At 67.1% G+C, this 14,876-nt stretch carries 26 protein-coding genes; all 26 read left to right on the forward strand.

Going from position 1 to position 14,876, the window contains the following annotated elements; all coding sequences use genetic code 11:
* Positions 1–32: 32 nt before the first annotated feature.
* The 26 genes from tuf to AB0C12_RS25205 all read left to right on the forward strand — a co-directional run bounded on the left by tuf (position 33) and on the right by AB0C12_RS25205 (position 14,853).
* The gene (gene tuf, locus AB0C12_RS25080; RefSeq protein WP_212987332.1) at positions 33–1,226 is read left to right on the forward strand and encodes an elongation factor Tu; all 1,194 of its coding nucleotides are present in this window, start codon (positions 33–35) and stop codon (positions 1,224–1,226) included.
* Between the two features lie 369 nt (positions 1,227–1,595).
* On the forward strand, positions 1,596–1,904 hold the full coding sequence (rpsJ, locus tag AB0C12_RS25085) for a 30S ribosomal protein S10 (protein ID WP_097322778.1): 309 nt from the start codon (positions 1,596–1,598) through the stop codon (positions 1,902–1,904).
* Positions 1,905–1,915: 11 nt separating this feature from the next.
* The gene (gene rplC / locus AB0C12_RS25090) at positions 1,916–2,569 is read left to right on the forward strand and encodes a 50S ribosomal protein L3 (protein ID WP_360551803.1); all 654 of its coding nucleotides are present in this window, start codon (positions 1,916–1,918) and stop codon (positions 2,567–2,569) included.
* Complete coding sequence (rplD, locus tag AB0C12_RS25095) at positions 2,566–3,216, forward strand: 50S ribosomal protein L4 (RefSeq protein ID WP_360551805.1); 651 nt, start codon at positions 2,566–2,568, stop codon at positions 3,214–3,216. The genes rplC and rplD overlap by 4 nt, the downstream gene beginning before the upstream one ends.
* The gene (gene rplW, locus AB0C12_RS25100; protein ID WP_203776595.1) at positions 3,213–3,515 is read left to right on the forward strand and encodes a 50S ribosomal protein L23; all 303 of its coding nucleotides are present in this window, start codon (positions 3,213–3,215) and stop codon (positions 3,513–3,515) included. The genes rplD and rplW overlap by 4 nt, the downstream gene beginning before the upstream one ends.
* 14 nt (positions 3,516–3,529) lie before the next feature.
* Positions 3,530–4,369 carry a 50S ribosomal protein L2 gene (gene rplB, locus AB0C12_RS25105; protein ID WP_212987329.1) on the forward strand — a complete coding sequence of 280 codons (840 nt, stop codon included), beginning with the start codon at positions 3,530–3,532 and terminating at the stop codon, positions 4,367–4,369.
* A 13-nt stretch (positions 4,370–4,382) separates the two neighbouring features.
* Positions 4,383–4,664: a 30S ribosomal protein S19 gene (gene rpsS / locus AB0C12_RS25110; RefSeq protein ID WP_020513590.1), complete on the forward strand. Its 282-nt coding sequence runs from the start codon at positions 4,383–4,385 to the stop codon at positions 4,662–4,664.
* 31 nt (positions 4,665–4,695) lie between these two features.
* On the forward strand, positions 4,696–5,172 hold the full coding sequence (gene rplV / locus AB0C12_RS25115; protein WP_360551808.1) for a 50S ribosomal protein L22: 477 nt from the start codon (positions 4,696–4,698) through the stop codon (positions 5,170–5,172).
* Positions 5,172–6,026 carry a 30S ribosomal protein S3 gene (gene rpsC, locus AB0C12_RS25120; RefSeq protein ID WP_360551810.1) on the forward strand — a complete coding sequence of 285 codons (855 nt, stop codon included), beginning with the start codon at positions 5,172–5,174 and terminating at the stop codon, positions 6,024–6,026. The genes rplV and rpsC overlap by 1 nt, the downstream gene beginning before the upstream one ends.
* A gap of 3 nt (positions 6,027–6,029) precedes the next feature.
* On the forward strand, positions 6,030–6,455 hold the full coding sequence (rplP, locus tag AB0C12_RS25125) for a 50S ribosomal protein L16 (protein WP_360551813.1): 426 nt from the start codon (positions 6,030–6,032) through the stop codon (positions 6,453–6,455).
* Positions 6,455–6,691 carry a 50S ribosomal protein L29 gene (rpmC, locus tag AB0C12_RS25130; RefSeq protein ID WP_212987325.1) on the forward strand — a complete coding sequence of 79 codons (237 nt, stop codon included), beginning with the start codon at positions 6,455–6,457 and terminating at the stop codon, positions 6,689–6,691. Before rplP ends, rpmC begins: the two co-directional genes overlap by 1 nt.
* A complete protein-coding gene (gene rpsQ / locus AB0C12_RS25135) occupies positions 6,688–6,963 on the forward strand; it encodes a 30S ribosomal protein S17 (RefSeq protein WP_360551816.1) in 276 nt (91 codons plus the stop codon). The genes rpmC and rpsQ overlap by 4 nt, the downstream gene beginning before the upstream one ends.
* A 105-nt stretch (positions 6,964–7,068) precedes the next feature.
* On the forward strand, positions 7,069–7,437 hold the full coding sequence (gene rplN / locus AB0C12_RS25140; protein ID WP_360551818.1) for a 50S ribosomal protein L14: 369 nt from the start codon (positions 7,069–7,071) through the stop codon (positions 7,435–7,437).
* Complete coding sequence (gene rplX, locus AB0C12_RS25145; RefSeq protein WP_212987499.1) at positions 7,434–7,754, forward strand: 50S ribosomal protein L24; 321 nt, start codon at positions 7,434–7,436, stop codon at positions 7,752–7,754. The genes rplN and rplX overlap by 4 nt, the downstream gene beginning before the upstream one ends.
* Entirely contained in the window at positions 7,754–8,323 is a 570-nt protein-coding gene (gene rplE, locus AB0C12_RS25150; RefSeq protein ID WP_360551820.1) for a 50S ribosomal protein L5, read from the forward strand. The genes rplX and rplE overlap by 1 nt, the downstream gene beginning before the upstream one ends.
* A gap of 2 nt (positions 8,324–8,325) precedes the next feature.
* Positions 8,326–8,511 carry a type Z 30S ribosomal protein S14 gene (locus tag AB0C12_RS25155; RefSeq protein ID WP_014440734.1) on the forward strand — a complete coding sequence of 62 codons (186 nt, stop codon included), beginning with the start codon at positions 8,326–8,328 and terminating at the stop codon, positions 8,509–8,511.
* A 73-nt stretch (positions 8,512–8,584) separates the two neighbouring features.
* Positions 8,585–8,992 carry a 30S ribosomal protein S8 gene (rpsH, locus tag AB0C12_RS25160; RefSeq protein ID WP_203776587.1) on the forward strand — a complete coding sequence of 136 codons (408 nt, stop codon included), beginning with the start codon at positions 8,585–8,587 and terminating at the stop codon, positions 8,990–8,992.
* A 13-nt stretch (positions 8,993–9,005) separates the two neighbouring features.
* Positions 9,006–9,548, forward strand: coding sequence for a 50S ribosomal protein L6 (gene rplF / locus AB0C12_RS25165; protein WP_360551822.1), 543 nt, complete (start codon positions 9,006–9,008; stop codon positions 9,546–9,548).
* Between the two features lie 8 nt (positions 9,549–9,556).
* Positions 9,557–9,940 (forward strand): 50S ribosomal protein L18, encoded by a 384-nt coding sequence (gene rplR, locus AB0C12_RS25170; RefSeq protein WP_360551984.1) that lies wholly within the window; start codon positions 9,557–9,559, stop codon positions 9,938–9,940.
* A gap of 12 nt (positions 9,941–9,952) precedes the next feature.
* On the forward strand, positions 9,953–10,573 hold the full coding sequence (rpsE, locus tag AB0C12_RS25175) for a 30S ribosomal protein S5 (RefSeq protein ID WP_125811511.1): 621 nt from the start codon (positions 9,953–9,955) through the stop codon (positions 10,571–10,573).
* Entirely contained in the window at positions 10,573–10,755 is a 183-nt protein-coding gene (gene rpmD / locus AB0C12_RS25180; RefSeq protein ID WP_203776584.1) for a 50S ribosomal protein L30, read from the forward strand. The genes rpsE and rpmD overlap by 1 nt, the downstream gene beginning before the upstream one ends.
* Positions 10,755–11,204 (forward strand): 50S ribosomal protein L15, encoded by a 450-nt coding sequence (gene rplO, locus AB0C12_RS25185; RefSeq protein ID WP_212987318.1) that lies wholly within the window; start codon positions 10,755–10,757, stop codon positions 11,202–11,204. The genes rpmD and rplO overlap by 1 nt, the downstream gene beginning before the upstream one ends.
* Positions 11,205–11,479: 275 nt before the next feature.
* Positions 11,480–12,826: a preprotein translocase subunit SecY gene (gene secY / locus AB0C12_RS25190; protein WP_360551826.1), complete on the forward strand. Its 1,347-nt coding sequence runs from the start codon at positions 11,480–11,482 to the stop codon at positions 12,824–12,826.
* A gap of 74 nt (positions 12,827–12,900) precedes the next feature.
* A complete protein-coding gene (locus AB0C12_RS25195) occupies positions 12,901–13,554 on the forward strand; it encodes an adenylate kinase (protein ID WP_125804098.1) in 654 nt (217 codons plus the stop codon).
* Between the two features lie 2 nt (positions 13,555–13,556).
* Entirely contained in the window at positions 13,557–14,411 is an 855-nt protein-coding gene (gene map, locus AB0C12_RS25200; RefSeq protein ID WP_360551828.1) for a type I methionyl aminopeptidase, read from the forward strand.
* 7 nt (positions 14,412–14,418) lie between these two features.
* The gene (locus tag AB0C12_RS25205; RefSeq protein WP_360551830.1) at positions 14,419–14,853 is read left to right on the forward strand and encodes a DUF1707 domain-containing protein; all 435 of its coding nucleotides are present in this window, start codon (positions 14,419–14,421) and stop codon (positions 14,851–14,853) included.
* Positions 14,854–14,876: the final 23 nt, after the last annotated feature.

Here is a 14,876-nt window from a genome sequence, read left to right on the forward strand (position 1 = left end):
GAAGAAAAGACACAGTCCACAGGAGGACACCAGTGGCGAAGGCGAAGTTCGAGCGGACTAAGCCGCACGTCAACATCGGCACCATTGGTCACATCGACCACGGTAAGACGACGCTGACTGCGGCCATCACGAAGGTCCTGCACGACGAGTACCCGGACCTCAACCCCTACACGCCGTTCGACGAGATCGACAAGGCGCCGGAGGAGAAGGCCCGCGGCATCACGATCTCGATCGCGCACGTCGAGTACCAGACCGCGTCGCGGCACTACGCGCACGTGGACTGCCCCGGCCACGCCGACTACATCAAGAACATGATCACCGGTGCCGCCCAGATGGACGGCGCGATCCTGGTGGTCGCCGCGACCGACGGCCCGATGCCGCAGACCAAGGAGCACGTGCTCCTGGCCCGCCAGGTCGGCGTGCCGTACATCGTCGTCGCCCTGAACAAGAGCGACATGGTGGACGACGAGGAGCTCCTGGAGCTCGTCGAGCTCGAGGTCCGCGAGCTGCTGAGCACCTACGAGTTCCCGGGCGACGACCTTCCGGTCGTGCGCGTCTCGGCGCTCAAGGCGCTCGAGGGCGACGCGGAGTGGACCGGCAAGCTGCTCGAGCTGATGAACGCGGTCGACACCGCGATCCCGCAGCCCGAGCGCGACACCGACAAGCCGTTCCTCATGCCGATCGAGGACGTCTTCACGATCACCGGTCGCGGTACGGTCGTCACCGGCCGGGCCGAGCGCGGCATCCTCAAGCCGAACGAGGAGGTCGAGATCGTGGGTATCCGCGAGAAGTCGACCAAGACCGTCTGCACCGGCATCGAGATGTTCCGCAAGCTGCTCGACGAGGCCCGCGCGGGTGAGAACGTCGGCCTCCTGCTGCGCGGTATCAAGCGCGAGGACGTCGAGCGCGGCATGGTCGTGGTGAAGCCGGGCTCCAGCACTCCGCACACGGAGTTCGAGGGCCAGGTCTACATCCTCTCGAAGGAGGAGGGCGGCCGGCACACGCCGTTCTTCCAGAACTACCGCCCGCAGTTCTACTTCCGCACCACGGACGTCACCGGCGTCGTCACGCTGCCCGAGGGCACCGAGATGGTCATGCCGGGCGACTCCACCTCGATGTCGGTCAAGCTGATCCAGCCGATCGCCATGGAGCAGGGCCTGAAGTTCGCGATCCGTGAGGGTGGCCGCACCGTCGGCGCCGGTACGGTCACGAAGATCAACGTCTGATTGAGGCCTCCGCCTCAATGGTGACCCCGATTAGCATTGCCGGGATCGATACGGCATACTAGTCAGGTTGCGTCCGCGCAGGGTGGTTGGCTGCTCTCGCTCTTGAGAGAGGGCGGTCAGCCACCCTCGCCGGGTGTCCGGCGTGTTTTGACTGGCCGCCGGCATCCCCGATCCCGACGGATCAAGGGCTTCCCTCCGGGGGAATCCTTGCGGGCAAGATCGCTCCAGAGACCTGGGGCGGAGCTTGATTCCAGAGCGCGACACGCCCGACCGCGGGGGTCGGACATCGCAGGACCAACGGTCCTGCGGGCATGCGAGGGCCACAGCTTTCGCACGTAGCGGCATCGAGAGAAGGAAACAGAAGCCACCATGGCGGGACAGAAGATCCGCATCCGGCTCAAGGCCTATGACCACGAGGTCGTTGACTCGTCGGCACGCAAGATCGTCGAGACGGTCACGCGCACCGGAGCTTCGGTCGCGGGCCCGGTGCCGCTGCCCACGGAGATCAACCGTTTCTGCGTCATCCGTTCGCCGCACAAGTACAAGGACTCGCGCGAGCACTTCGAGATGCGCACGCACAAGCGTCTGATCGACATCATCGACCCGACTCCGAAGACGGTCGACTCGCTGATGCGCCTCGACCTGCCGGCTGGCGTCGACATCGAGATCAAGCTGTAGGGATCCGGACAATGGACAGGCAAGTGAAGGGCATCCTGGGCGCCAAGCTCGGCATGACCCAGGTCTGGGACAACAACAAGGTCGTCCCGGTAACCGTGGTGCAGGCCGGCCCGTGCGTCGTGACCCAGGTCCGCACCTCCGAGACTGACGGCTACACCGCGGTTCAGCTGGCGTACGGCGCCATCGACCCGCGCAAGGTCAACAAGCCGGAGGGCGGCCACTACGCGAAGGCGGGTGTGTCGCCGCGGCGCCACATCGTGGAGCTGCGCACCACCGACGCCACCGAGTACGAGCTCGGCCAGGAGGTCACCGTCGAGACGTTCCCGGTCGGCACGCCGATCGACGTCACCGGTAAGACCAAGGGCAAGGGCTACGCCGGCGTCATGAAGCGGCACGGCTTCCACGGCCTCAAGGCCAGCCACGGTGTCGAGCGCAAGCACCGCTCGCCCGGTTCGATCGGCGCCTGCGCGACCCCCGGCCGTGTCTTCCGGGGCACCCGGATGGCGGGTCGCATGGGTAACAAGCGCTTCACCGTGCAGAACCTGACGGTGCAGGCAGTCGACCTCGAGAACAACCTGCTGCTGGTCAAGGGCGCGGTGCCCGGTCCCAAGGGCGCGCTGATCCTGGTCCGCACGGCGGCGAAGAAGAAGGGTGGTGCCAAGTGAGCTCGGTTGACGTGATCAACGCCGAGGGCACGAAGGCCGGCTCGGTCGAGCTGCCCGACGACATCTTCGACGTGCAGGCGAACATCCCGCTGATGCACCAGGTCGTCGTGGCCCAGCTCGCCGCCGCCCGTCAGGGCACGGCCAAGGCCAAGACGCGCGGTGAGGTCGCCGGTGGCGGCAAGAAGCCGTACAAGCAGAAGGGCACCGGTCGCGCCCGTCAGGGCTCGATCCGCGCGCCGCAGTTCACCGGTGGTGGCGTGGTGCACGGCCCCGTGCCGCGCGACTACAGCCAGCGGACCCCGAAGAAGATGAAGGCCGCCGCTCTGCGGGGCGCCCTCTCGGACCGGGCCCGCGACGGCCGCGTCCACGTGATCGAGGCGTTCATCGTCGGCGACAAGCCGTCGACCAAGGCCGCGGTCGCGACGCTGCGCAAGGCGACCCAGTCCACCAAGGTCCTGGTCGTGCTCAGCAGCTACGACGAGCTGAACTGGATCTCGCTGCGCAACGAGCCGACCGTGCACCTCATCGAGGCCGGCCAGCTGAACACCTACGACGTGCTGGTCGCCGACGAGGTCGTCTTCACCAAGGAAGCTCTCGACGAGTTCCTGGGCGTGCCGGCCGAGGCTGCCGAGGAGGGGGACAAGTGAGCACGATCGCCGACCCGCGCGACATCATCGTCGCGCCCGTGGTCTCCGAGAAGAGCTACAGCGTTCTCGACCAGAACTGGTACACGTTCCTGGTCCACCCGGACGCGAACAAGACCGAGATCAAGATCGCGATCCAGCAGATCTTCGATGTCCGTGTGCTGACGGTGAACACCATCAACCGCCAGGGCAAGCGCAAGCGCACCAGGACGGGCTTCGGTCAGCGCAAGGCGACCAAGCGTGCTCTCGTGAAGCTGGCTGACGGTGACCGTATCGAGGCCTTCGGCGGCCCGGTCAGCTAAGGGGTTTGTAAATCATGGCTATCCGTAAGTACAAGCCGACCACGCCGGGCCGTCGCGGCTCCAGCGTCGCCGACTTCGCCGAGATCACCCGGTCGACGCCGGAGAAGTCTCTGCTGGTTCCGCTGCCCAAGAAGGGTGGTCGCAACGTCCACGGCCGCATCACCACGCGGCACCAGGGCGGCGGCCACAAGCGGCAGTACCGGCTGATCGACTTCCGGCGCAACGACAAGGACGGCGTGCCGGCCAAGGTCGCTCACATCGAGTACGACCCGAACCGCACGTCCCGCATCGCCCTGCTGCACTACGCCGACGGCGAGAAGCGCTACATCCTCGCGCCGAAGGACCTCAAGCAGGGTGACCGCGTCGAGTCCGGCGTGGGCGCGGACATCAAGCCGGGCAACAACCTGCCCCTGCGCAACATCCCGGTCGGTACGACGATCCACGGTGTGGAGCTTCGTCCCGGCGGTGGCGCCAAGCTGGCCCGTTCGGCCGGCGTGGGCATCCAGCTGCTCGGTCGTGAGGGCGTGTACGCCACGCTGCGTATGCCCTCCGGTGAGATCCGTCGCGTCGACATCCGCTGCCGCGCGACGGTCGGCGAGATCGGCAACGCCGAGCAGTCGAACATCAACTGGGGCAAGGCCGGCCGCATGCGATGGAAGGGCAAGCGCCCGACCGTCCGTGGTGTCGCCATGAACCCGGTGGACCACCCGCACGGTGGTGGTGAGGGTAAGACCTCAGGTGGTCGCCACCCGGTCAACCCCGCCGGTAAGCCGGAGGGCCGTACCCGCCGCAAGGGCCAGGAGAGCGACCGCATGATCGTTCGCCGCCGCTACGCCACCCGCAAGCGCGGGTAACGGGAGTTAAAAGATGCCTCGCAGCCTGAAGAAGGGCCCGTTCGTCGACGACCACCTGCTCAAGAAGGTGGAAGTCCAGAACGAGAAGAACTCGAAGAACGTCATCAAGACCTGGTCGCGACGCTCGACGATCATTCCCGACATGCTCGGGCACACGATCGCCGTGCACGACGGGCGCAAGCACGTCCCGGTGTTCATCACCGAGGCCATGGTCGGTCACAAGCTCGGCGAGTTCGCTCTGACCCGCACGTTCAAGGGTCACGAGAAGGACGACCGCAAGAGCCGTCGCCGCTAATCAGTCCACGGATCAGAAAGGGGTTACAGCGATGCCAGTCAAGAGCGATGCTCCGGTCCTGCCGGGCGCTCGGGCAGTTGCGCGCCACGTGCGCATCTCGCCGAACAAGGCGCGCCGTGTGATCAACCTCGTCCGCGGTCTGCCCGCGAAGGAGGCTCTCACGGTCCTGCAGTTCGCGCCGCAGGCTGCGAGTGAGCAGGTTTACAAGGTGCTCGCGAGCGCGATTGCGAACGCAGAGAACAACGAACGGCTCGACCCGGACGCGCTCCTGGTCAGCGCAGCTTTCGTGGACGAGGGCCCGACGCTCAAGCGGTTCCGGCCGCGGGCGCAGGGCCGGGCGTACCGGATCCGCAAGCGGACCTGCCACATCACCGTGGCGGTCGAGGCGGTCCAGGTGACCACGCCGGCCCGCAAGGCCACGGCCAAGAAGGCCGCGCCGGCCAAGAAGGCTGCTCCGGCGGCCCAGCCGGCCGAGTCCCAGAGCAGCAGCACGGAAGGCGCCGAGTAATGGGTCAGAAAGTTCACCCCACCGGGTTCCGCCTCGGCATCTCCACCGACTGGAAGAGCCGCTGGTTCGCGGACAAGCTCTACAAGGACTACATCGGCGAGGACGTCAAGATCCGCCGCATGATGTCCAAGGGCCTCGAGCGCGCCGGCATCTCCAAGGTGGACATCGAGCGCACCCGGGACCGGGTCCGCGTGGACATCCACACCGCCCGGCCGGGCATCGTCATCGGCCGTAAGGGTGCGGAGGCCGACCGGATCCGCGGCGAGCTCGAGAAGCTCACCGGCAAGCAGGTCCAGCTGAACATCCTCGAGGTGAAGAGCCCCGAGTCGGACGCGCAGCTCGTGGCGCAGGGCGTCGCCGAGCAGCTGTCCAGCCGGGTCAGCTTCCGCCGGGCCATGCGCAAGGCGATGCAGTCGGCGATGAAGAACCCGATCTGCAAGGGCATCCGGGTGCAGGTCTCCGGCCGCCTCGGTGGCGCGGAGATGAGCCGCACGGAGTTCTACCGTGAGGGTCGCGTTCCGCTGCACACGCTGCGCGCCAACATCGAGTACGGCTTCTTCGAGGCCCGTACGACCTTCGGCCGCATCGGCGTGAAGGTCTGGATCTACAAGGGCGACTACGTGCCCGGACGTGAGGTGGCCCCCGAGGCGCCCGCGCGTCCGCGCCGTGACCGCGCCGAGCGTCCCGACCGTCCGCGTCGTGGCCGTTCCGGCTCGTCCGGTACGACCGCGGGTGGCACCGAGGCCGGTCGCGCCGCTCAGGCCGCGGCTGCTACCCCCGCTCCGGCGGAGGCTGCGCCCACGACCGACACCGCCGTTGCTCCGGCTGCGGCCGAAACGCAGCAGGAGGGCTGACACATGCTGATGCCGCGTAAGCCCCCGAAGGGCTTCCGCAAGCCGCACCACCCGGACCGCCACGGCGCGTCCAAGGGCGGCAACCGGGTGGTCTTCGGTGAGTTCGGTATCCAGGCCCTGGAGCCGGCGTACGTGACCAACCGGCAGATCGAGTCGGCTCGTATCGCCATGACCCGCCACATCAAGCGTGGCGGCAAGGTGTGGATCTCGATCTTCCCGGACCAGGCACTGACCAAGAAGCCCGCCGAGACCCGCATGGGTTCCGGCAAGGGCTCGCCGGAGTGGTGGGTGGCGAACGTCAAGCCGGGACGCATTCTCTTCGAGATGTCGTTCCCGAACGAGACGATCGCGCGCGAGGCTATGCGTCGCGCCATCCACAAGCTCCCGATGAAGTGCCGCATCGTGACGCGCGAAGGTGGTGAAGGCTGATGGCAGCCGGCGTCAAGGCTTCCGAGCTGCGGGAGCTCTCCGAGGAGGAGCTGATCTCGCGGCTGCGTGAGTCCAAGGCGGAGCTGTTCAACCTCCGCGTACAGGGTGCGACCGGTCAGCTCGACAACCACCGTCGTCTGCAGGTCGTCCGTAAGGACATCGCGAAGATCTACACGATCATGCGTGAGCGTGAGCTGGGGCTCTCGGCCGCGCCGACTGAGGTGACTACAGCATGAGCGAGAACGCAGCAGCTGCGCCCCGGACCCAGCGCAAGGTGCGTGAGGGTCTGGTGATCAGCGACAAGATGGACAAGACCGTCATCGTCGAGGTCGAGGACCGCGTCAAGCACGCCCTTTACGGCAAGGTCCTGCGGCGCACCCGCAAGCTCCAGGCGCACGACGAGCAGAACGCGTGCGGCGTCGGTGACCGGGTCACCCTGATGGAGACCCGTCCGCTGTCGCGTACCAAGCGGTGGCGTGTCGTGGAGATCCTCGAAAAGGCCAAGTGAGTTTGCTGGGCCGGCCGGGACATCCCGGCCGGCCCAGCGGACCATCGTTCCGCCAAGCTCTGGTACGTCCCCGTGCCGGAGAACTGGCAGACATAGGAGACAGACGTGATCCAGCAGGAGTCGCGACTGCGCGTCGCCGACAACACGGGTGCCAAGGAAGTGCTGTGCATCCGCGTTCTGGGCGGCTCCGGTCGCCGTTACGCGAGCATCGGTGACGTCATCGTGTGCACGGTCAAGGACGCCATTCCGGGTGCCGGTGTGAAGAAGGGTGACGTCGTCAAGGCCGTCATCGTCCGCACCGCCAAGGAGCGGCGCCGTCCCGACGGCTCGTACATCCGCTTCGACGAGAATGCCGCCGTCATCATCAAGGACGGTGGCGACCCCCGCGGTACCCGCATCTTCGGCCCGGTCGGCCGCGAGCTGCGCGACAAGCGGTTCATGAAGATCATCAGCCTGGCGCCGGAGGTGCTCTGACCGTGAAGATCAAGAAGGGCGACACGGTCGTCGTCATCGCCGGCAAGGACAAGGGCGCCAAGGGTAAGGTCATCGCCGCCTTCCCGCGGCAGGACAAGGTCCTGGTCGAGGGCGTCAACCGTATGAAGAAGCACGAGAAGATCCGCACGACGCAGCGCGGTTCCAAGACCGGCGGCATCGTCACGCAGGAAGCCCCGATCCACATCTCGAACGTGCAGATCGTGGACTCCGAGGGCAAGCCGACTCGCATCGGCTTCCGGCGGGACGAGAACGGCCAGAAGGTTCGTATCGCGCGTAGCACCGGTAAGGACCTGTGATGACTGCCGCTACCGAAACCAAGACGCTGCCCCGGCTGAAGCAGAAGTACCGCAGTGAGGTCATCTCTGCGCTTCAGGAGCAGTACAAGTACGGCAACCCCATGCAGATCCCCAGCCTGGTGAAGGTCGTCGTGAACATGGGTGTCGGCGAGGCTGCCCGCGACGCCAAGCTGATCGACGGCGCCGTGCGTGACCTGACCACCATCACCGGTCAGAAGCCGCTGGTGCGGCGGGCGACCAAGTCCATCGCGCAGTTCAAGCTGCGTGAGGGCATGCCGATCGGCGCGAAGGTCACCCTTCGCAACGACCGGATGTGGGAGTTCCTGGACCGGCTGCTGTCGATCGCGCTGCCGCGTATCCGTGACTTCCGCGGCCTGGACGGGCGCAAGCTCGACGGCCACGGCAACTACACGTTCGGTCTGACCGAGCAGTCGGTGTTCCACGAGATCGACCAGGACCGGATCGATCGGACCCGGGGCATGGACATCACGGTGGTCACCACCGCCACGACCGACGAGGAGGGCCGGCAGCTGCTCAAGCTTCTGGGCTTCCCGTTCAAGGAGAACTGAGCATGGCTAAGAAGGCGCTGATCATCAAGGCGGCCGCGAAGCCCAAGTTCGCCGTACGGGCGTACACCCGCTGCCAGAAGTGCGGACGTCCGCACTCGGTCTACCGCAAGTTCGGCCTGTGCCGGGTGTGTGTCCGGGACATGGCCCACCGCGGTGAGCTGCCCGGCGTGTCGAAGGCTTCCTGGTAATCCTTGTAATACCGCTTCGCCGTAGGCCCGGGACTTCCCTGGGAACCCCGGCGAGAAAGGTTGACGAATACCCATGACGATGACGGACCCGATCGCAGACATGCTCACGCGTCTGCGTAACGCCAACCAGGCGTACCACGACAAGGTGACCATGCCCTTCTCGAAGATCAAGGCGAGTATCGCCGAGGTCCTCAAGGCAGAGGGCTACATCGCTTCCTGGTCGGCCGAGGAGCCCGCGGAAGGCGAAGTCGGCAAGCGCCTGGTGGTTGAGCTGAAGTACGGCCAGAACCGTGAGCGCAGCCTCGCCGGTATCAAGCGCGTGTCCAAGCCCGGCCTGCGGGTGTACGCCAAGTCCGACGAGCTCCCGCGTGTGCTCGGCGGCCTGGGCGTCGCGATCGTTTCGACGTCCCAGGGGCTGCTGACCGACCGGCAGGCCCGCAAGCGGAGCGTTGGCGGGGAAATCCTCGCCTTCGTTTGGTAACGGAGACTTAGACATGTCGCGAATCGGACGTAAGTCGATCCCGGTCCCGGCCGGCGTCGACGTCACCATCACGGGCCAGACCGTCAAGGTCAAGGGCCCCAAGGGCGAGCTGTCGCACACCGTCGCCGAGCCGATCACCGTCGAGAAGGCGGAGAACGGCGAGCTGGCGGTCAACCGGCCCAACGACGAACGTCGGGCCAAGGAGCTGCACGGACTCTCGCGTACCCTGGTCGCCAACATGATCGTCGGCGTCACCGAGGGCTACAAGAAGACGCTGGAGATCAACGGCACCGGTTACCGCGTGACCGCCAAGGGCAAGGACCTCGAGTTCGCCCTGGGCTTCTCGCACCCGGTCAACGTGGTCCCGCCGGCTGGCATCACCTTCACGGTGGAGCGGCCGACGCAGTTCACGGTCACCGGTATCGACAAGCAGCTCGTCGGCGAGGTCGCTGCGAACATCCGGAAGATCCGCCCGCCGGAGCCGTACAAGGGCAAGGGCGTCAAGTACCAGGGCGAGGTCATCCGCCGCAAGGCTGGAAAGGCAGGTAAGAAGTGACCGCCACGCTGCTCAAGCGCCGCAATGGCGGCGGTGCGTCGTACAAGCGCGCCGTCGGCAAGGCACGTCGGCACTTCCGGGTCCGCAAGAACGTCCGCGGCTCCGCCGAGCGCCCCCGTCTGGTCGTCACCCGGTCCACGCGGAACATCACCGCGCAGATCGTCGACGACCTCAAGGGCCACACGCTCGCGTCGGCCTCCACCCTCGACCCGTCCCTGCGGGGCGGAGAGGGTGACAAGAGCTCGCAGGCCGCCAAGGTCGGAGCTCTCCTCGCCGAGCGGGCCCAGGCCGCGGGCATTTCCAAGGTCGTCTTCGACCGCGGCGGTAACCGGTACGCGGGGCGGATCGCCGCGCTTGCCGCAGCCGCCCGCGAAGCCGGACTCGAGTTCTAGGAGGGAAGACCTATGCCTGGTCAGCAGCGCCGAGGCGGCGGGTCCGGCGGTAACAACGAAGGTGGCCGCCGCGACAACCGCCGTGAGGGCGGTCGCGGTAACGCGCCCGTCGAGAAGACCCCGCATCTCGAGCGGGTCGTAGCGATCAACCGTGTCGCCAAGGTCGTCAAGGGTGGTCGTCGCTTCAGCTTCACCGCCCTGGTGATCGTGGGCGACGGCGACGGCACCGTCGGTATCGGCTACGGAAAGGCCAAGGAGGTGCCCGCGGCGATCGCCAAGGGTGTCGAGGAGGCCAAGAAGCACTTCTTCAAGGTGCCGCGCATCGCCGCGACGATCCCCCACCCGATCCTGGGTGAGGCCGCCGCCGGCGTCGTGCTCCTCAAGCCGGCGTCCGCCGGTACCGGCGTCATCGCCGGTGGCCCGGTGCGTGCCGTCCTGGAGTGCGCCGGCATCCACGACGTGCTCTCGAAGAGCCTCGGCTCGTCGAACCCGATCAACATCGTGCACGCGACGGTGGCGGCCCTGAAGGGCCTGGAGTCCCCGGAGGCCGTTGCGGCCCGCCGTGGCCTCCCGGTCGAGGACGTCGCCCCTGCGGCCATGCTGGCGTCGCGCGCGGAAGCGGCGGTGCGGTGATGGCACGCTTGAAGGTCACGCAGCTCCGGTCCGGTATCGGCCGTAAGCAGAACCAGCGGGACTCCCTGCGGTCGCTCGGGCTGAAGCGGATCAACGATGTGGTGGTCAAGGAAGACCGTCCCGAGATTCGGGGCATGATCTTCGCCGTCAGCCACCTCGTCAGTGTCGAGGAGGTCGAATAATGGCGATCAAGGTCCACCACCTGCGCCCGGCGCCCGGCGCCAAGAAGGCCAAGACCCGCGTGGGTCGTGGTGAAGGCTCCAAGGGCAAGACCGCGGGCCGCGGTACCAAGGGCACCAGCGCCCGTTACCAGGTCTCGGCGGCGTTCGAGGGCGGGCAGATGCCCCTCCACATGCGCCTGCCGAAGATCAAGGGCCTGGGCAACCGCCCGCGCAACAAGGTCGTCTTCCAGGTTGTCAACCTGGACCGGCTCGCCGAGCTGTTCCCGAACGGTGGCGAGATCGGTCCGCTGGAGCTGGCCGACGCCGGCGCGGTCCGTCGGGGCCAGCCGGTGAAGGTTCTCGGCTCGGGCGAACTGGGTGGCGTGGCGCTGCAGGTCTCGGCGCACGCCTTCAGCGAGTCCGCCAAAGAGAAGATCGCAGCCGCCGGCGGTTCCGTCACCGAGCTGTGAGGTTTTCCGGGGATGCTGGCCCGGGCATCGCGAGATGCTCGGGCGGCATCCCCGTTGTGGCGTCTGACCTGGCATTTCGCCGGGCCGGGGGCCGCTGCTCCCCAGGTCGTCCGGTTGCCCTTCGTCCCAGGGTGTTGCACATAGGGCGACCGTGCCTCACAACAGGCACGTCAGACTGTTAAAGTCCGTTCCCAGCTAGGGATATCGGTCGTCCGGACCGATGCCTCCCCCCATCCGCCGGATACTTGGCGGTCACCTCGCGCAGGAGGAAGAAGTTGCTCTCCGCCTTTTCCAGTGCGTTCCGGACGCCTGACCTGCGCAAGAAGTTGCTGTTCACAGTAGCGATCATCGCGGTCTATCGGCTCGGCGCCACTCTGCCCAGCCCAGGCGTGTCCTACACCAACGTCCGTAACTGTCTGGACGTGGTGAACAGCACCAACGCCGGCGGCGGGGTGTTGAACCTGCTGAACCTCTTCTCCGGTGGCGCGCTGCTCCAGCTGTCCGTCTTCGCGCTGGGCATCATGCCGTACATCACGGCATCGATCATCCTGCAGCTGCTGACCGTGGTGATTCCCCGCCTCGAGCAGCTCCGCAAGGAAGGCCAGTCCGGCCAGGCCAAGATCACCCAGTACACCCGTTACCTCACCCTGGGCCTCGCGGTCCTGCAGTCCTCGGCGTTCGTCGCGCTGGCCCGCTCCGGCCAGCTCTTCGCCAACGCGTGCCCGCAGGACCAGTCGAACTTCCAGATCGTGCCGGAGAACACCGGCATCCCGGTCTGGCTGACCCTCGTCATGCTCGTCGTCACGATGACGGCCGGCACGGGCGTGGTCATGTGGCTCGGCGAGCTCATCACCGACCGCGGCGTCGGCAACGGCATGTCCGTCCTGATCTTCACCTCGATCGCCGCCCGCCTTCCCGGCGAGGGCTGGACGATCAAGGAGAGCAGCGGCGTCGCCAAGTTCCTCCTGGTGATCGCGCTCGTGCTGATCGTCATCTGTGCGGTCGTCTTCATCGAGCAGGCCCAGCGCCGCATCCCCGTGCAGTACGCCAAGCGCATGATCGGCCGGCGCATGTACGGCGGCACCTCGACGTACATCCCGCTGAAGGTCAACCAGGCCGGTGTCGTCCCGGTGATCTTCGCGTCCTCGCTGCTCTACCTGCCGCAGCTGTACCTGCAGTTCTTCGACCAGAACAACCTCAAGGGTTATCAGCAGTGGATCCAGAACAACCTGGCCAACCCGAGCCACTGGATCTACATCACCACGTACTTCCTGCTGATCATCTTCTTCACGTACTTCTACGTCTCGATCACGTTCAACCCGACCGAGGTCGCGGAGAACATGAAGAAGTACGGTGGTTTCGTCCCGGGCATCCGGCCCGGTAAGCCGACCGCCGACTACCTGGACTTCATCCTCAGCCGGATCACCCTGCCGGGTGCGCTCTACCTCGGCTTGATCTCGGTCCTGCCGAACTTCTTCTTCATCTGGCTGAACAGCGCGCAATACCAGAACTTCCCGTTCGGTGGTACGGCGGTGCTGATCATGGTGGGTGTGGGCCTGGAGACGGTCAAGCAGATCGAGAGCCAGCTGATGCAGCGCAACTACGAAGGGTTCCTCCGGTAGTGGGGGCGCGGAGCCGGGGGGCTCTTGCGTCTGTGGTTTGCGAGGCTCGTTCTCACCGAAGCGAGGCGATGTAGGTGCGGCTGGTACTGGTGGGCCCCCCGGGGGCCGGCAAGGGGACCCAGGCTGAGTTCATCGCTGCCCATCTCGCCGTACCGAAGATCTCGACCGGTGACATCTTCCGGGCCAACGTCTCGCAGGGGACACCGCTCGGCGTCGAGGCGAAGCGTTACATGGACGCGGGCAATCTCGTCCCTGACGAGGTGACCATCAACATGGTCCGCGACCGGCTCGCCGAGCCCGACGCCGGCGACGGCTTCCTGCTGGACGGTTTCCCGAGGACCGTCCCGCAGGCGTCGGCGCTCGACAAGCTGCTGGCCGACCTCGGCATCGCGCTCGATCTGGTGATGGAACTGGTCGTCGACGACGACGAGGTGATCCGGCGGCTCTCGGGCCGCCGGACCTGCCGTGGTTGCGGCAAGATCTGGCACGTCGAGTTCGACCCGACCAGCAAGGAGAACATCTGCGACCGGTGTGGCTCCGAGCTGTTCCAGCGTGACGACGACAAGGCGGAGACGATCGCCAACCGCCTCGTCGAGTACGCGGACAAGACCGCGCCGCTGGTCGACTTCTACGGCGCCCAGGGCAAGCTGGTGGGCATCGACGCCACCGGGCCGGTCGAGGACGTGACGGTGCGCGCCATCGACGCCCTGCGGTCTTACGGGGGATAACGATGCGCCGTCCGCAGCTGGACATTCAGCTGAAGACCCCGGAGCAGATCGAGCTGATGCGCGGTGCCGGCCTCGTCGTCGCCGCCGCTCTGGCGGCGATGCGCGAAGCGGTCGCCCCGGGCGTCTCCACCGCTGACCTGGACGCGATCGCCGAGAAGGTCATCCGGGACGCCGGCGCGGTCCCGTCGTTCAAGGGCTACCACGGTTTCCCGGCCTCGATCTGCGCCTCGGTCAACGAGCAGGTCGTGCACGGCATCCCCGCCGCCGAGCAGGTGCTCAAGGAGGGCGACCTGCTCTCCCTCGACTGCGGCGCCATCCTGCACGGCTGGCACGGCGACTCCGCGATCACCGTCGGCGTCGGTGAGACCGACCCGGCCCTGCTGACCATGGCCCAGGTGGCCGAGGACGCGATGTGGGCCGGCATCGCCGCCGCCGCCCGCGGTGCCGCCAACGGCCGGGGCCGGCTGACCGACATCTCGTTCAACGTCGAGAAGGCCGTCCGCAAGGCGGGCCGCTACGGCATCGTGGACGGCTACGGCGGGCACGGCATCGGCACCGAGATGCACCAGGACCCGCACGTGCTCAACCACGGCAAGCCCGGCAAGGGCCCGCGCCTGGTGCCCGGCCTGTGCCTGGCGATCGAGCCGATGATCACCATGGGCTCGCCCCGCACGGTGGAGCTCGACGACGGCTGGACCGTGGTCACCCGGGACGGCTCGATGGCCGCGCACGTGGAGCACACCATGTGCCTGCTCGACGACGGCGTCTGGGTCACCACGGCGGCCGACGGTGGCCGGGCCCGGCTGGGCGAGCTGGTCACCGCCCGTCAGCCGGCCGTTGACTCCCTGGCGGAGTAAAAGACCGATGAGCCGTGACGAGATGCGGGCCGGCGACAGCGACCGCCAGGCCATCGCCGACAAGCTCAAGACCGCGCTCGACGAGGGCCGGCTGGATCTGCACGAGTACGACGAGCGGTTGCAGCGGACGTACGGCGCCAAGACCTTCGGCGAGCTCGACTCCCTGGTGACCGATCTGCCCGGCACCGTCCCGGCCCAGCAGTCACGCGTCCAGCCCTATCAGCCGCCCGCTGCGCCCTCACCGGCGCCGGGGGCGGGCGATGTGCCCCAGCCGGGCGGCCCGCCGTTCCTGGCCTCGTACGGCGGCGTGGTGCTGGTCTGCTTCATCATCTGGGGCATTTCCTGCATCGCCTCGCGCGACTTCATCTACCCCTGGCCGCTCTGGATGCTGATCCCGCTGGTCTTGGGAGTGCTCGGCCGGTGGGGCAAGCGCGATCGCTGATGCGGGTCGTGGCCCGCTGCTGG

It is taken from the genome of Actinoplanes sp. NPDC048967 (assembly GCF_040649415.1).
Lineage (GTDB): Bacteria > Actinomycetota > Actinomycetes > Mycobacteriales > Micromonosporaceae > Actinoplanes.

Coding starts and splice junctions, on each gene's coding strand:
- rpsJ (WP_097322778.1), top strand. CDS start 1,596: ATGGCGGGACAGAAGATCCGCATCCGGCTCAAGGCCTATGACCACGAG.
- rplC (WP_360551803.1), top strand. CDS start 1,916: ATGGACAGGCAAGTGAAGGGCATCCTGGGCGCCAAGCTCGGCATGACC.
- rplB (WP_212987329.1), top strand. CDS start 3,530: ATGGCTATCCGTAAGTACAAGCCGACCACGCCGGGCCGTCGCGGCTCC.
- rpsS (WP_020513590.1), top strand. CDS start 4,383: ATGCCTCGCAGCCTGAAGAAGGGCCCGTTCGTCGACGACCACCTGCTC.
- rplV (WP_360551808.1), top strand. CDS start 4,696: ATGCCAGTCAAGAGCGATGCTCCGGTCCTGCCGGGCGCTCGGGCAGTT.
- rpsC (WP_360551810.1), top strand. CDS start 5,172: ATGGGTCAGAAAGTTCACCCCACCGGGTTCCGCCTCGGCATCTCCACC.
- rplP (WP_360551813.1), top strand. CDS start 6,030: ATGCTGATGCCGCGTAAGCCCCCGAAGGGCTTCCGCAAGCCGCACCAC.
- rpmC (WP_212987325.1), top strand. CDS start 6,455: ATGGCAGCCGGCGTCAAGGCTTCCGAGCTGCGGGAGCTCTCCGAGGAG.
- rpsQ (WP_360551816.1), top strand. CDS start 6,688: ATGAGCGAGAACGCAGCAGCTGCGCCCCGGACCCAGCGCAAGGTGCGT.
- rplE (WP_360551820.1), top strand. CDS start 7,754: ATGACTGCCGCTACCGAAACCAAGACGCTGCCCCGGCTGAAGCAGAAG.
- AB0C12_RS25155 (WP_014440734.1), top strand. CDS start 8,326: ATGGCTAAGAAGGCGCTGATCATCAAGGCGGCCGCGAAGCCCAAGTTC.
- rpsH (WP_203776587.1), top strand. CDS start 8,585: ATGACGATGACGGACCCGATCGCAGACATGCTCACGCGTCTGCGTAAC.
- rplF (WP_360551822.1), top strand. CDS start 9,006: ATGTCGCGAATCGGACGTAAGTCGATCCCGGTCCCGGCCGGCGTCGAC.
- rpsE (WP_125811511.1), top strand. CDS start 9,953: ATGCCTGGTCAGCAGCGCCGAGGCGGCGGGTCCGGCGGTAACAACGAA.
- rpmD (WP_203776584.1), top strand. CDS start 10,573: ATGGCACGCTTGAAGGTCACGCAGCTCCGGTCCGGTATCGGCCGTAAG.
- rplO (WP_212987318.1), top strand. CDS start 10,755: ATGGCGATCAAGGTCCACCACCTGCGCCCGGCGCCCGGCGCCAAGAAG.
- map (WP_360551828.1), top strand. CDS start 13,557: ATGCGCCGTCCGCAGCTGGACATTCAGCTGAAGACCCCGGAGCAGATC.
- AB0C12_RS25205 (WP_360551830.1), top strand. CDS start 14,419: ATGAGCCGTGACGAGATGCGGGCCGGCGACAGCGACCGCCAGGCCATC.